This is a genomic window from Amycolatopsis orientalis, assembly GCF_000943515.2.
Classification (GTDB): domain Bacteria; phylum Actinomycetota; class Actinomycetes; order Mycobacteriales; family Pseudonocardiaceae; genus Amycolatopsis; species Amycolatopsis orientalis.
Window position 1 is genome coordinate 2,713,046 of record NZ_CP016174.1, and the last position, 13,808, is coordinate 2,726,853.

15 protein-coding genes and 1 pseudogene are annotated in these 13,808 nt (G+C 70.3%); 6 read left to right on the plus strand and 10 right to left on the minus strand.

The features are described 5' to 3' along the window. From SD37_RS11980 to SD37_RS12005, 7 genes are all read right to left on the minus strand, one after another. The gene (locus SD37_RS11980) at nucleotides 1-768 is read right to left on the minus strand and encodes a crotonase/enoyl-CoA hydratase family protein (protein ID WP_044854101.1); all 768 of its coding nucleotides are present in this window, start codon (nucleotides 766-768) and stop codon (nucleotides 1-3) included. 9 nt (nucleotides 769-777) lie between these two features. After that, nucleotides 778-1,935: a CaiB/BaiF CoA transferase family protein gene (locus SD37_RS11985; RefSeq protein ID WP_044854102.1), complete on the minus strand. Its 1,158-nt coding sequence runs from the start codon at nucleotides 1,933-1,935 to the stop codon at nucleotides 778-780. Between the two features lie 129 nt (nucleotides 1,936-2,064). Continuing rightward, nucleotides 2,065-2,973 carry a LysR family transcriptional regulator gene (locus SD37_RS11990; protein WP_044854103.1) on the minus strand — a complete coding sequence of 303 codons (909 nt, stop codon included), beginning with the start codon at nucleotides 2,971-2,973 and terminating at the stop codon, nucleotides 2,065-2,067. 159 nt (nucleotides 2,974-3,132) lie between these two features. Then, a complete protein-coding gene (locus tag SD37_RS11995) occupies nucleotides 3,133-4,497 on the minus strand; it encodes a HAMP domain-containing sensor histidine kinase (RefSeq protein ID WP_044854104.1) in 1,365 nt (454 codons plus the stop codon). Then, the gene (locus SD37_RS12000) at nucleotides 4,494-5,183 is read right to left on the minus strand and encodes a response regulator transcription factor (RefSeq protein WP_044854105.1); all 690 of its coding nucleotides are present in this window, start codon (nucleotides 5,181-5,183) and stop codon (nucleotides 4,494-4,496) included. Before SD37_RS12000 ends, SD37_RS11995 begins: the two co-directional genes overlap by 4 nt. 12 nt (nucleotides 5,184-5,195) lie before the next feature. Then, nucleotides 5,196-5,360: a hypothetical protein gene (locus SD37_RS43090; RefSeq protein WP_167369636.1), complete on the minus strand. Its 165-nt coding sequence runs from the start codon at nucleotides 5,358-5,360 to the stop codon at nucleotides 5,196-5,198. Further along, the gene (locus SD37_RS12005; protein WP_044854106.1) at nucleotides 5,357-5,728 is read right to left on the minus strand and encodes a hypothetical protein; all 372 of its coding nucleotides are present in this window, start codon (nucleotides 5,726-5,728) and stop codon (nucleotides 5,357-5,359) included. Before SD37_RS12005 ends, SD37_RS43090 begins: the two co-directional genes overlap by 4 nt. Before the next feature lie 73 nt (nucleotides 5,729-5,801). On the opposite strand from SD37_RS12005, the gene SD37_RS12010 reads away from it, so the two are divergent. The 4 genes from SD37_RS12010 to SD37_RS12025 are packed head-to-tail and all read left to right on the plus strand — an operon-like array spanning nucleotide 5,802 to nucleotide 9,070. Continuing rightward, nucleotides 5,802-7,589, plus strand: a complete 1,788-nt coding sequence (locus SD37_RS12010) for a CocE/NonD family hydrolase (protein WP_052675067.1) — start codon at nucleotides 5,802-5,804, stop codon at nucleotides 7,587-7,589. Nucleotides 7,590-7,601: 12 nt separating this feature from the next. Continuing rightward, entirely contained in the window at nucleotides 7,602-8,039 is a 438-nt protein-coding gene (locus SD37_RS12015) for an SRPBCC family protein (protein ID WP_044854107.1), read from the plus strand. Nucleotides 8,040-8,090: 51 nt separating this feature from the next. After that, a complete protein-coding gene (locus SD37_RS12020; RefSeq protein WP_044854108.1) occupies nucleotides 8,091-8,672 on the plus strand; it encodes a TetR/AcrR family transcriptional regulator in 582 nt (193 codons plus the stop codon). 35 nt (nucleotides 8,673-8,707) lie between these two features. Continuing rightward, nucleotides 8,708-9,070: a winged helix-turn-helix transcriptional regulator gene (locus SD37_RS12025; protein WP_044854109.1), complete on the plus strand. Its 363-nt coding sequence runs from the start codon at nucleotides 8,708-8,710 to the stop codon at nucleotides 9,068-9,070. Here SD37_RS12025 and SD37_RS12030 read toward each other — a convergent pair. Further along, nucleotides 9,060-9,710, minus strand: coding sequence for a response regulator transcription factor (locus SD37_RS12030; RefSeq protein WP_037304383.1), 651 nt, complete (start codon nucleotides 9,708-9,710; stop codon nucleotides 9,060-9,062). The two genes, SD37_RS12025 and SD37_RS12030, sit on opposite strands and share 11 nt — an antisense overlap. 2 nt (nucleotides 9,711-9,712) lie before the next feature. Further along, nucleotides 9,713-10,915: pseudogene (locus SD37_RS12035) on the minus strand (sensor histidine kinase); the annotation flags it as partial. 137 nt (nucleotides 10,916-11,052) lie between these two features. Here SD37_RS12035 and SD37_RS12040 point away from each other — a divergent pair. Continuing rightward, the gene (locus tag SD37_RS12040) at nucleotides 11,053-12,513 is read left to right on the plus strand and encodes an ArnT family glycosyltransferase (protein WP_044854418.1); all 1,461 of its coding nucleotides are present in this window, start codon (nucleotides 11,053-11,055) and stop codon (nucleotides 12,511-12,513) included. Nucleotides 12,514-12,515: 2 nt separating this feature from the next. Continuing rightward, nucleotides 12,516-13,169, plus strand: coding sequence for a GOLPH3/VPS74 family protein (locus SD37_RS12045; protein ID WP_044854111.1), 654 nt, complete (start codon nucleotides 12,516-12,518; stop codon nucleotides 13,167-13,169). Here SD37_RS12045 and SD37_RS12050 read toward each other — a convergent pair. Continuing rightward, on the minus strand, nucleotides 13,152-13,802 hold the full coding sequence (locus SD37_RS12050; protein WP_044854112.1) for a TetR/AcrR family transcriptional regulator: 651 nt from the start codon (nucleotides 13,800-13,802) through the stop codon (nucleotides 13,152-13,154). The two genes, SD37_RS12045 and SD37_RS12050, sit on opposite strands and share 18 nt — an antisense overlap. Between the last annotated feature and the right edge of the window lie 6 nt (nucleotides 13,803-13,808).

Sequence of the window (13,808 nt, forward strand, 5' to 3'; positions counted from 1 at the left end):
TCACTCACCAGTCCACTGTGGAGCGCGGCGCTCGGCGAAGGCCTGCATGCCCTCGCGGACGTCGGCCGACTTCATCAGCGCCGGCAGCTCCGCGCGCTGGGTGGCAAACGCTTGCGCGTCCGGGACGCCGTCGGCGGCGCGGACGATCTTCTTGACCAGGGCCAGCGCCAGCGGGGCGTTGGCGGCCACCTGTTCGGCCAGTTGCAGCGCGACGGCGGCGGCCTCGCCGGGCGGGACGACCCGGTTCACCAGGCCCAGCCGTCCGGCGCGCTGCGCGCTGATCGCCTCACCGGTGAGCAGGAACTCCATCGCCAGGTGGTGCGGGATCCGCTTCGGCAGCCGGATCACCCCGCCACCGGCGGCGATCAGCCCGCGCTTCACCTCGGGCAATCCGAACTTCGCGTCTTCGGCGGCGACGATCAGATCGCAGCCCAGCGCCAGTTCGAACCCACCGCCCATGGCCCAGCCTTCGACGGCCGCGATCAACGGCTTCGACAGCTCGGCCTCGGTCAGCCCGCCGAAACCGCGGCCGGGGATCTCGGGCGATTCGCCCTTCAGCGCCGCCTTGAGGTCCATTCCGGCGCTGAACGAGCCGTCCGCGCCGGTCAGGACCCCGGCGCGCAGGGTGGGATCGGTTTCCAGGAGGTCGAGTGCCTCGGCGAGCCCGGCCGCGACGGCGGCGTCGACCGCGTTGCGCGCTTGTGGCCGGTCGATCGTGATCAGCAGTGTGCCGCCGATCCGTTCCGTCCTTACTTCGTCGGTGCTCATGGTCTTTCCTCAGTTCACTGTGGTGAGTTCACGCAGGACGTCTTCGGTGTCCTGACCCGGCAGGGGAGCCAGGCGCCGGACGGAGCCGGGGGTCCGGGAGAACTTCACCGGGATGCCGATGGTGCGGATCGAGCCCTCGCTCGGGTGCTCGACGACGTCGAGCAGGTGGCCGTCGCGGACGTATTCGTCGTCCTGCGCGGTGTCCAGTTCCAGCACCGGGGCCATCGGGATGCTGTGCTTCGCGCAGACCTCGGTCCACTCTTCGGTGGTCAGCGCCGGGGCGCACTCGGCGATCAGCTCGGCCAGTGCCTCGTGGTCGGCGCCGTCGATCGCGTCGCCGTTGACCCGGGGGTCCTCGGCCAGTTCCGGCCGCCCGGCGGCGTGGAAGAAGTCGCGGAAGTTCTGCGGGTTGTAGGGGATCACGCAGGCCATGCCGTCCTTGGTGTGCACGGCCTTGTGCCCGGGGTTCAACGAGGGGCCGAAACCGGTCGAGCCCTCAGCGGGCTCGAACGAGTGCCCGGCCAGGTGCTCGACGAGGTTGAACGCGATCAGCGTGTCGGTCATCGGGATCTCGACCCGCTGGCCCTCGCCGGTCTTGTCGCGGTGCACCAGTGCCGCGAGGACGGTGTAGGCGATGGTCAGGGAGGAGACCTTGTCGCCGATGATGGTCGGCAGGAAGACCGGCTTGCCCAGCGCGCGGTTCGCGACGTCGACCAGACCGGACGCGGCCTGCACGGTCTCGTCGTAGGCGGCGTTGCCCGCGCGGTCGGAGTCGCTGCGGAAGCCCTGCGCGTGGGCGTAGACGAGGCGGGGGTTCCGCGCGGCGACGTCGGCGTAGTTCATGCCGAGCCTGCTCAGCGCACCCGGGCGCATGTTCGTGATCAGCACGTCGGCGGTGTCGATCAGCTTGAGCGCCTGTTCGCGCTGCTCCTCGTCCTTCAGGTTGAGGGCGACGCTGCGCTTGTTGCGGTTCACGTTCAGGTTGAGCGCCGTCATGCCCGGGGTCGTCCGGAACTTGCCGACCCGCACGGTGTCGGCCGGGGACTCGATCTTGATCACGTCGGCGCCGAGGTCGCCGAGGATCTGCGCGGCGTACGGGCCCATGACCACCGTCGAGAGGTCGATCACGCGAACGCCGTCCAGCGGTCCGGTAGCGGTCTGTGTCATTTTGCTTCCCTTCGCCGTTGTTCGCTCTACAACCGAAGTTAGGCGCGAATAGCGGCAAAGGGAATGATCAAGAAAAGCGGAATGGTATGACCGGAGTGGTCATACCATTCTTTTGTCCGGATTGAGGGGTTATGTCGAAAGCGGTTCGGCGAAGATCTCGCGGACCCCGGCGACGAGGTCGGCTAGGTCGCCTTCTTCGCCGCGGTCCCGGCGCCACACCAGGGCGGTCTCCAGCTGGGGCCGGAAATCCGCGAACGGCAGGATGGTGGCGCCATCGACGAGGAACAGATGCATCGGGCTGGCCGGATCGAGCATCGTGATCGAGAACGACGAACCGTTCGCCACCAATTCGGAGATACCCGAATATTCGGCGCCGTCGACCTTCAGCCTTTTCTTGATTCCCGCGTTCGACAATTTATGGTCCATGTCCTCGGAATACGCGGGAATGCTTTCCGACGCGGACGGAATGTAGGACAGGTCACTCAGTTCGGCGATGTCCACCGTTTCCCGTCCGGCGAACCGGCCGGCGGGCACGACCGCGCCGAGCCGCTCGACCTGCACCGGGATCATCTCCAGCGCGGGATCGGTCACCGGCATCCGGACCAGCGACAACGCGAGTTTGCCCTCGTGCACCGCGGCGACGAGATCGGGCGTCGTCCCGGGCCAGCGTTTGAGTTCGAACCGGTCGTGGCAGCGCTCTTCGAGTTGTTTGACCCGTTCACGCAGGGCCGGGTGCACGCCGCCGGGTATCCCGATGAACACGGTGCTCCGCCGCGGTTTCACCGCTTCCTGTAGCCGCCAGGGAATCGCGTTGACCTGTTCGAGGACGTCGCGGGCGATCGGCAGCAGCGCGGAGCCCGCCGCGGTGAGCGTGACGTGATGCGTGCTGCGGTCGAACAGTTTGTGGCCGAGTTCGTGTTCGAGGTCCTTGATGCGCTGGCTCAGCGGGGAGGCGGCCATGTGCAGCTTTCTGGCCGCCTGGGAGAAGTTCAGTTCCTCGGCGACGGCCACGAAATACCGCAGGTGCAACATCTCCACGTGCTCACCCTAGACCGTGTCCTGCAAGTCTTGTTCGCGGTCTTCGGGCCCAGGCGGTCCCTGACGGCACGGGCGGATGCGGCCGAGTACGACCCGGTACGAGGCCGATCCGCCCGCGCCGCCAGGAACCACCTGGACCTCGAAGCCCATCGAACAGACTCACAGGACACGGTCTAGCCGGAAAGCGACGGTGAACGCGGCTCCGCCCTCGGGCGCCGGACCGGCGGTCAGCGTCCCGCCCATGCGCGTGACCAGGCCATGGGCCAGCGCGAGTCCGATCCCCGAGCCGACCGGGCGGCGGTCGCGGTACCGCTTGTTCAGCACGCCGCGGTCGAACGCGACCGGATAGTCCTCCGGCCCCAGGCCCGGCCCACCGTCGCGGACCGCCAGCCGCGCCTGGCCTTCGGCGGCGACCAGGGAGAACACGATCGGAGCACCGGCCGGGGTCACGCGCAGGGCGTTCTCGGCCAGCCCGTCCACGACCTGGCGAAGCCGCCGCGGATCGGCGATGACCGGGACCTCTCCCGGCGGCCGTTCGACCAGCAGCGTGACGTCCTGCCGGGTACAGCGCAGCCGCCAGACGTCGGCGCATTCCTCGACCAGCGCGGCGAGATCGAGCCTCGTCGGATCGAGCCGGAACTCGTCGGCGCCGAGCCTCGCCAGCTCCAGCAGATCGCTGACCAGGCGTTCCAGTCGCGCGGCCTCACGATGGATGGTCTGCCCCGCGCGGCGCGCGTCCTCGCCCTCGGCCACGCCGTCGCCGATCGCCTCGGCGAATCCGGTGACGGCGGTCAGCGGCGTCCGCAGCTCGTGCGACACCGAAAGCAGGAACTCGCGTTGCCGCGCCTCGCTGTACTGGAGCGCGTCGGCCAGTTCGTTGACCGACTTCGCCACGTCCGCGACCTCGGACGGCCCTTCCACCGGAACGCGCAGGTCACGGCGTCCGGAGCGCATCCCGTTCGCCACCGACGCGGCCCGGCGCAGTGGCCGCGACAGCATCCGGCTCAGCACGAGGCCCGCGATCGCGGCGACGGCCAGCCCGGCGCCGAGGGCGAGCACGATGTTCCGCACCAGCGGCCGTCCTTGCGCCTCCCCGGTCTTGGCGGACTGGACGAGCGCGAACGCGGCCCCTCTCGTGCCGACCGTGCGGACTTCGACGAGATACTGCTGTCCGTCGACGAGCACCGTGTCCGACCCCGAGCGCGTGAGTCCCGCCTTGGCGGCGGCGCTCGCGGCAATCGTCCCGGCGCCGTCGAGTGTCCCGTTCGGACGGCGGACGACGACGTCGATGCCCTGGCCCCGCACGACTTCCGCGACCTTGCCCACGCCGAGCCGGTTGCCGATGCCGGTGTCGTCGAGCTGGCTCGCGACCACGTCGGCCTGCGCCGAAAGCGATTGCCGGAGCACGTCGGTCCCGGCCGTGCGGATCAGCCGGGCCGCGACCAGCCCGGCCACCACCACCGCGACCGCGGCGATCGCCAGGCACACCACGGTGATCCGCAGCGCGAGCGAGGTCCGCCTCATCCGGCGTCCGCCGCGTAGCCGATGCCGCGGACCGTCCTGATCGGACTGTGGCCGCCCAGTTTCCCGCGCAGCTGGGCGATATGGACGTCGACGGTCCGCGTGCCCGCCGACGCCGCGTAGCCCCAGACGGAGCTGAGCAGCTGCTCGCGGCTGAACACCTGACCGGGCCGCCGCACCAGATGGGTGAGCAGGTCGAACTCCGTCGACGTCAGCGCTATTTCGGTGTCGGCCGCCCAGACCCGGCGCTGGGTGACGTCGACCCGGACCTCGCCCGCCGCGTACGTCTCGGCGGGCGGCGCGGATCCGGCGGCGCGACGCAGCACGGTCCGGACCCTGGCGGAGAGTTCACGCGGGCTGAACGGTTTCGTCAGGTAGTCGTCCGCGCCGATCTCCAGCCCCAGCAGGCGGTCCAGTTCGTCGTCGCGGGCGGTCACGAACAGCACCGGCGTCCAGTCGCCGTCCGCGCGCAGCGTCCGGCAGATCTCGATACCGTCCATTCCGGACAGTCCGATGTCGAGCACGATCGCGACCGGGCGAAGCCGCCGGATCGTGGCCAGCGCCGCCCCGCCGTCCGCCTCGACCTGGACGCCGAACCCGTCCCGCCGCAGGTACAGCGAGGCGAGTTCGGCGATCGCGGGGTCGTCCTCGACGACCAGTACCAGCCCGCGTCCCGGTTGTGTCGTCACCGCCCGATCCTGTCACGGGGCCGGATCGCCGGCCATGTCCTGGTCGATCGCGTCGAGGGTGCGCTGGACGTCGCTCAGTTCGCCCGGCGCCGGGCTCGAAGCCGGTTTCTCGTCGGTGCACGCGGCCGCGCCGAACAGCGCCAGCGCGGTCAGCGTGGCGGCCAGGAGACGGTTCACTTGCCCGCCTTGCAGTGCGCGCCCGCGAAGGCGTCCAGCTTCTGCTTCGCCGCGGCGAGTTCGGGCAGCCGCCCGCTGCGCTTGTCGGCCCGCTTCTGGAGCCTGTCGGCCGTGTCGTTGTGCCCCTTCTTGCGCTGGTCCTCCGCCCTGGCCTTGAGATTCGCGACCGAACCACGGATCTCGGGGCCGCCGTTGATGCGGTCGGTGAGCTTCGCGGTGCGCTCGGTGAGCTTGGGCAGCCATTCGGTACAGAGCTGCTGGGACTCTTCGGGGCTCAGGGTGATCGGGTTCGTCTGGGCCGAGGCAGCCGGGGCGAGGGCGAGGAGGCCTGCCGCGGTGAGGCAGGCGGCGATGGTCTGTTTCAGCATGGGAACAGCGTCGCGCGGGCGGATGCGGGGAATGTGGGGGTCATGTTCGGGTTTTGTAAGCGATACTCGGCCGATGGGGCTGAAGACCTTGACCGCCACCGTGGTGGCGGCGCTGCTGCTCACCGCCGCACCGGCCATCGCGTCACCACCCGCGTTCGTTCTGCGGGACGGGGTCAGCGAGCCGGTGTTCTCCTACGAGAAAGCCATCCGGGAGACGGCCTGGGTGGAGACCGGCCAGGATCTCGACCGTGACGGGCTGACCGACCGGGTCGCCGCCGACATCATCCGGCCGTCGGAACTCCTCGCGCGGATCCCGGTGATCATGGACGTGAGCCCGTACTTCGAGAAGATCGGCCGCGGCAACGAGCGCCAGCCCAAGACCTATCTGCCCGACGGCACGCCGTCGGGGTTCCCGCTCTTCTACGACAACTACTTCGTGCCCCGCGGCTACGCCGTCGTGCTGGTCGACGTCGGGGGCACCAACCGGTCGTCCGGCTGTTTCGACGACGTCGCGTCCGGCAACGCCGTCGTGAACTGGCTCAACGGGCGCGCGAGCGCGTTCCGGACGCCGTTCGGGCCGGAGCGGGTCCGCGCGGACTGGGCGAGCGGGTCGGTCGGCGCGATCGGGAAGTCGCAGGACGGGGCGACGGCGATCGGGATGGCGGCGTCCGGGATCGACGGCCTGAAGACCATCGTGCCGATCGCCGGGGTCAGTTCGTACTACGAGGTGCACAACGGGAACGGCGCGTACTTCGGCTGGGCTGGCGGACCGGGCTTCTACAACGAGCGTGCCGCGAAGCTGTGCGAGCCGTTCGAGGAGGACAACGCGCGGCGTGCGGGCACGGACGGGAACTTCAACGAATACTGGCGCGGGCTCGACTACGTCGCGAAGACCGGGAAGGTCCGCGCGAGTGTTTTCGCGTCGATGGGCTTCCACGATCTCAACGTCAACCCGATCCAGTTCGGACCGTGGTGGGAGGCGCTGAACTCCGCCGGCGTGCCGCGCAAGGCGTGGCTGCACCAGGCGGCGCACGTCGACCCGTTCGACCTCGACCGGTCGCTGTTCGTGCGGACGCTGCACCGCTGGTTCGACCGGTGGCTGCTCGGGGTCCGCAACGGCGTCGAGACCGAACCCGCGATCCGGATCGAGCACACCCCGGACCGGTGGACCGACGAACGCCGCTGGCCGCCTGTCTCGCGGTCTCGCACGTTGTGGCCTTCGGCGGCGGGCGGGCTGGGGAAGCACCCTTCGCCGGGCACGGTTTCGGTGACCGAAGATCCGGCGCGCGGGGCGTCCCGGTGGGTGGAGAACCCGGCAGAGCCCAGCCCGGACCGCGTCGTCTTCGCGGACGAGCCCGTGCGCGCGGACACCCGCGTCGCCGGGACCCCCACGGTGACGGTGACCGCCCGTTCCGACAAGCCCAGCGCGCGGCTCGGGGCGGTGCTGGTCGACTACGGCCCCGCGACCGTGCGGAACACCCGGTTCCCCGCGCTGGGCACCAAGAACCTGACGAGCCGGTCCTGCTGGGGCGCGGGCACCGCCGCGGACACCGGATGTTTCCTCGACACAGTCGCGGACCTGACCACGACCGACACCCGGATCGTGGCGACCGGCTGGGCGGACCTCGGTCACCACCGGTCGCTGTGGCGGGGTGAGCCGCTGGAGCCGGGGAAGGCGTACACGATGACGTTCCGGCTGAGCAGCCTCGACCACGTCGTCCCGGCCGGGCACCGGCTGGCGCTCGTGCTGGGCGGGACCGACGCGGACATGTTCGACCCGGCACTGCCCGCGCCCGGCGCCCAGGTGACCTTCGACCTGGCCGGGACGTCGCTCTCGGTGCCCGTCACCCCCCGCGTTTAGAGGACGAAACGCATGGCGAAGATCCAGCGCATTTCCGCGAAAGGCCACACGAGCGCGAGCCCTGACGCCGTCTACGCCCTCCTCCTGGACCGTGAACACTGGCCCGACTGGTCCCCGCTGGGCAAATTCCGTCTCCTGGAGAAGGGCGACCAGAACGGTCTCGGCGCCGTCGGCGTCTTCAGTACCAACGGCGTCAACGCCTGCGAAGAGGTCATCGCGCTCGAACCCGGCAAACGCTTCGGCTACACGCTGCGCAAGGGGATGCCGCTGCGGGACTACCGGGCGTACGTCGATCTCACGCCCGCGCGCGGCGGCACCGACATCCACTGGCACGCGTCGTTCACCGCCAAGATCCCCGGCACCGGCGGCCTCTACCGCCGGTTCCTCGGCAGCTTCTTCGGGCGCATGGTCGACAGCCTCGTGGCGCGGGCCTCGCGCGGTGCCCCATAAAGTAGGCGCATGGCAGCCCCACGACGCACGCAGGAGGAACGCAGCGCCGCGATGCGCGTCAGGCTGCTCGACGCCACGATCGACTGCCTCGTCGAGTACGGCTACGCGGGCACCACGACCACCCGCGTCGCGGATCGCGCCGGGGTGACCCGCGGCGCGCAGGTGCACCACTTCCCGACCAAGGCCGACCTCGTCACCTCCGCGATCCGGCATCTCGCCGCGAAACGCACCGAGGTCGCGATGGCGGAGATCGACCGGCTCAAGGCGTCGGCCGACCCGGTCGGGGACGCGCTGCAGCTGATGTGGGAGATGCACCAGGGCCCGGTCTTCTCGGCGACCGTCGAGCTGTGGGTGGCCTCGCGTACCGACCCGGAACTGCGCGCGCAGATGGCGGTGGTCGAGCCGATCGCGACGAGCAGCCTGGTCGAGTTCGGCAAGGCGCTGCTCCCGGATCATTCGGCGCATCCGGAGTTCCTGCACGCGGTGTACACGGCGATGGACGTCGTCCGCGGCATCCTCATCGCCAGCTGGGCGACCAGGGACCAGGCCGAACTCGAGGCGCGCTGGGAACGCGGCCGCCGTCACCTCATCCTGCTGTTCGAGGCGCTCATGCAGCCCAGTCCCTCTCGCTAGGCATGTTACTCTCCCCGGGAGAGTGAGGAGGTCACGTGCTCGGAAACCCGTACGACCCCGACTGCCCCACCCGTGCGCTGCTCGACCGCATCGGCGACCAGTGGACCGTGCTGATCGTCGGCGTGCTCGGCGACGGCCCGCTCCGGTTCACCGAAATCGGCAAACGCGTGCGCGGCATCTCGCAGAAGGTGCTCACCCAGACCCTGCGCAGCCTCGTCCGTGACGGCATCCTCACCCGCACCGCGTACCCGGAGATCCCGCCGCACGTCGAGTACGAGCTGACCGCACTCGGCCGCAATCTGGCCGAGCCGCTCGACATGCTCGACAAATGGGCCCGCGTGCACATGGGCGAGGTCCTCGACGCCCGCAAGAACCACGACGGGCAGCTCAGCGCTTGACGAGCCCGGCCTCGTGCGCCAGCAGCCCCGCCTGGGTCCGGTTCGCGCAGTCCAGTTTGACCAGCATCCGCGACACGTAACTCTTCACCGTCGCCTCGGCCAGGTGCAGCCGCGCCGCGATGTCCGCATTGGACAGTCCCTCGCCGAGGCAGGCGAGGACGTCCGTTTCCCGCTCGGTCAGCCCCTCGGTCTTCCGGCGCGCGTCGTCGCCGCGACGCCGTCCGTCGGCGGACATCGCCACCAGCCGCCGCGCGGCCACGGGAGACAGCACGGTGTGCCCGTCGGCGGCGACGCGGACCAGCCCGATGAGGTCCTCCGGCGGCGTCGACTTCACCAGGAACCCGGCCGCGCCCGCCCGCAGCGCGCGGAGGACGTAGGTGTCCGCGTCGAACGTCGTCAGCGCGACGACGGCGGGCGGCTCCGGGAGTTTCGCGATCCGCTCGATGGCGGTCAGCCCGTCGACGCCGGGCATCCGCAGGTCCATCAGCACCACCCGCGGCCGGTGCCGGACGACGGCTTCGACGGCCTCGGCGCCGTCCTGGGCCTGCGCCACCACCTCGATGTCGGCCGCGGAACCGAGGATCGTCCGCAGATGCGCACAGACCATCGGCTCGTCGTCGACGACGACCACCCGGATCACGCATCTCCTTCCGCCGTCGGGACGTAGGCGGGCAGTATCGCATCGACGCGGTACCCGCCGCCCGCGATCGGACCCGCGCCGAACCGGCCGCCGATCAGCTCCACGCGTTGCCGCAGCCCGGCCAGACCGGCGCCGGATCCGCTGCCAGCCAGCGCGGGATCGGCCGGTGCCCCCGCCCGCGTGTTCTCCACGGCGATGTCCAGGCCGTCCGCGTGATAGCGGAGCCCGACGGTCGCCGTCGAACCCGGCGCGTGCTTGCGGATGTTCGTCAGCGCCTCCTGCACGACGCGGTACGCCGTGCGCGCGATGGTGGGGGAGATCCGCCCGGGATCACCGTGGACGGTCAGCTCGGTGGGGATGCCCACCGAGCTCGATTCCGCGACCAGCGTCGCCGGATCGCCCGCCGTACCGTCGGTGAGGGTGCGCGGCCCGGCGTTCGCGCCGTCGCGCAGCACCCCGACGAGGTCGCGCAGTTCGTCCAGCGCCAGCGCGCCTTCACGCCGGATGTCCTCGGCGGAGGTCCGCACCGCCTCGTCGGCCGAGACGACGCCGAGCGCCCCGGCGTGCAGCACCATCAGGCTCAGCCGGTGGGTGACGACGTCGTGCATCTCCTCGGCGAGTTTCCGCCGCTCCTCGGCGCGGGCGCGTTCGGCGAGCAGATGCTGCTCGCGTTCGGCGCGTTCGGCCCGGTCCCGCAGCGACCGCAGCAACTGGCGCCGCGCCTCGAAGTACAGCGAGATCGTGGTGGGCAGCGCCGTGCCCAGCAGGCCGAACGGGGTGGTGTTCCAGTGCGCGTCCCACGGCCTCGACGCGCAGAGGACCAGGATCGCGGTCAGCCACAGCAGCGTCCGCCGGTCCATCAGGCGTGCCAGCTGGCTCAGCACGACCGGGGTGATCGTCGGGACGGTCATCAACGTCAACTGCCGCTCCGGCACCAGCAGTCCGGGGGAAAGCAGGTCGGAGGCGAGCATCAGCAGCGCGCCGGCCAGGACCAGGCCGGCGACCAGCCGGGGGAACCGGAACAAGAGGAGCAGCGAGAGATCGAGCAGTACCTGCAGGGTGACCCCCGCGGCGGGCCCCGCCCAGCCGGTCGTCGGTTCCCCGAACACGTACAGGGCGATGTCCAGGCCGATGAACGCGAGCGCCGCCAGCGTGAGCCACCAGGTGTCGCCCGGACCGGGCCGGAACGGCCTGCTTTTCTCCACCGGATCACGGTAGCCAGCCCGGAGCGGGGCCGCCCGGCATCGGCGACCAAGGGCGGGGGGAACCGCAACTTTCGTCTATCCGGCGACCCTCCTTCCCCGGTTTCGGGGACGGTGCCGTCTCGGGTGGAGTGGAGATCATGAGTGACGCGACCCTGACAGTCCGAACAGGACAGGAGCGGGAGACGGCCTTCGCCCGCCGTCCGGTGCTCGTCATCGCCGCGCTGGCCGGAGCCGTGCTGCTGGCCACGAGCGGCCGGTACGCGCACGGCTTCGACGAGCTGTACTTCCTGATGGCGGGCCGTGACCACCTGGCGTGGGGATACTTCGACCAGCCACCGCTGATCCCGGCACTGGCCGGGGCGATGGACTCGCTGTTCCCCGGGTCGCTGGTGGCGCTGCGCCTGCCGATGGCGCTGGCGGCGGCGGGCGGGGTGCTGGTCACCGCGCTGATCGCCAGGGAGCTGGGCGGCGGCCGCGGCGCGCAGGTGCTCGCGGCGGGGTTCTACGCGACGTCCGGGGTGATCATCGTCAGCCACTGGATCGGCACCTACGTCCTCGATCCGTTCCTGTGGACGGTGATCGTCTGGCTCGTGGTGCGCTGGGTGCGCACCCGCCGTGACGGGCTGCTGCTCTGGGCGGGCGTGGTGACCGCGATCTCGCTGCAGACCAAGTTCCTCATCCCCGCCTTCTGGGTGCTCGCCCTGCTCGGCGCGCTCGTCTTCGGGCCGAGGGACCTCGTGCGGCGCCCGAAACTGTGGCTGGGCGCGGGAATCGCCGTCGCCGCGACCGTTCCGACCCTGCTCTGGCAGGCGGCGAACGGCTGGCCGTACCTGAAGATGAACGACGTCGTGGCCGCGGAATTCCCCGGCACCTGGGTCTTCCTCCGTGACGGCTTCCTGATGGCCGGCGTCGGCGCGGGCGTGCTCGCGTTCGTTTACGGCCTCGTCCGGCTGCTCTCGGCACGGGGCCTTCGCGGCTATCGCTTCCTGGGGGTAGCGATAGCCGCGCTCATCGTCGCGTTCTTGCTGCTGCACGGGCGTTCCTACTACCTGATGAGCGTTTTCGCGCTGCCGTTCGCCGCCGCCGCGACGGGATTCACGCGGCACGTTCCCCGGTGGCGGTGGGTGGCGTGGCCGGTGCTGGCGCTTTCGGCGGTGGTCACGGTCGCGGGCCTGCCGATCTATCCGGCGAACATGACGCGGACGTCCTTCGGCCCGATCGCGCTGGGCAGTTCCTTCGCCGGCGGTGAGCTGCCGCAACAAGAACTGGTCAAGGTGATCGGCGAGACCTACGCTGCCCTGCCGCCGGAGAAGAAGGCGCGCACCGCCGTCTACGCGGAGATCTACCCGTTCGCCGCCGCGACGGAGTTCTACGGCAGGCGGTACGGCATCGAGCATGTCTACAGTGGTCATCGCGGTTATTGGTACTTCGACCGGCCGCCGGAGACCGCGGACAGCGTGCTGTTCGCCGGGTTCGATCCGGAACTGCTCAAGCCGTACTTCGCCGAGGTGACGCCGGTGGTGGAAGGACTGCTGTGGCGCTACGACGGCAGGCGCGGTTCGTGGGACGAGATCTGGCCGCATTTGGAGAGGCACTGACGATGACCGGACTTTCCATACCCGCCAAGGCGTATCTGCTCGCTTGCGACGTCGCCAAGGGAAAGCTGCGGGACAGGCACCGTGTGGGCCTGCTGATCCGCGGTGCCGCGCTGACCGACCTCGTCGTGCGCGGACGCGTGGCCGACGCCGACGGCCGGGCCGTGGCTTCCGGCACGGGGCCGACCGGGGACCTCGTCCTCGACGAACTGCTCACCGAGATCGCGGGGGAGAGCCCCCGCAAGTGGAAATGGTGGGTGCGCAAGGACACGCGGGGCACGCTGGAGTCGGTGGAGTCCCAGCTCGACGCGGCGGGCGTGATCGAGCTGAAGACCGGACGGGTACTCGGCCTGTTCCCCTCGCGCCGTCCGATCGTGCGGGACCCCGCCCTCGTCGACCGGTTGCGCGCCGCTGTCGACCAGGCGTTGCGCGGTCCATCGCCGGTGTCCGATGTGGACGCGGGCGACGCCGCCCTCACCGCGCTGGTGGCCGCCGTCGAACTCCGCGACGTCGTTTCCGGCCGGGACAGGCGGCACCACAAGGAACGGATCGAGGGGTTGACCGAGCGCGGCGGGGGCGCCGTTCCCGCGCTGCGGAAGCTGTTCCGGGAGCTGCGCGCGGTGCGTGCGTCGGCCGCGGCCTCATCCGGCGGGAGCTGAGCCGAACAGCCGGTCGAGGTAATAGTCCACAGTGGACATCGCCTCGTCCGGCGTCCGGTGCTTCATCACGATGTTGGTGCCCTGGGAATCGGCGAGCGCCCAGAGGATCGCCGCTTCGTGCTCCGGGTCGGCCGACTTGTCGACATCGCCCGCCTCCTGTCCTTGCCGGATCAGGAGGGCGAACAGTTCGAACAGCTGCGGAACGCCTTCGGTGTAGGCGGCCGCGAACAAGGGATCGGAGATCGCGCGGATGAGGAACGCGACACCCATCAGCCAGTCGCCGCGGCGGCGCTCGTCCATCGGCAGGATCTCGGCCATGATGGCGCGGAAGATGGCCTTGGGGGTCGGGGGCAGTTCGCCCGCTTCCAGCCGGGCCTTGAGGCGCTCTTCGTACACCTGGGAACGGCGTTCGACGGCGAACAGCAGCATCTCGTCCTTGGTCTTGAAATAGTGCTGTACCAAGCCCATCGACATGCCCGCTTCGGCGGCGACGTGCCGGAGACTGACCCCTTCGAGGCCACGCGTGGCCGTCAGCCGCGTGAGTGCCTCGGCGATCTCCGCGCGCCGTGCGGCGTGATCCACCTGCTTCGGCAACCTGCACCGTCCGTTCCGCCGTTTGCAATGCGATCGCATTGCCAC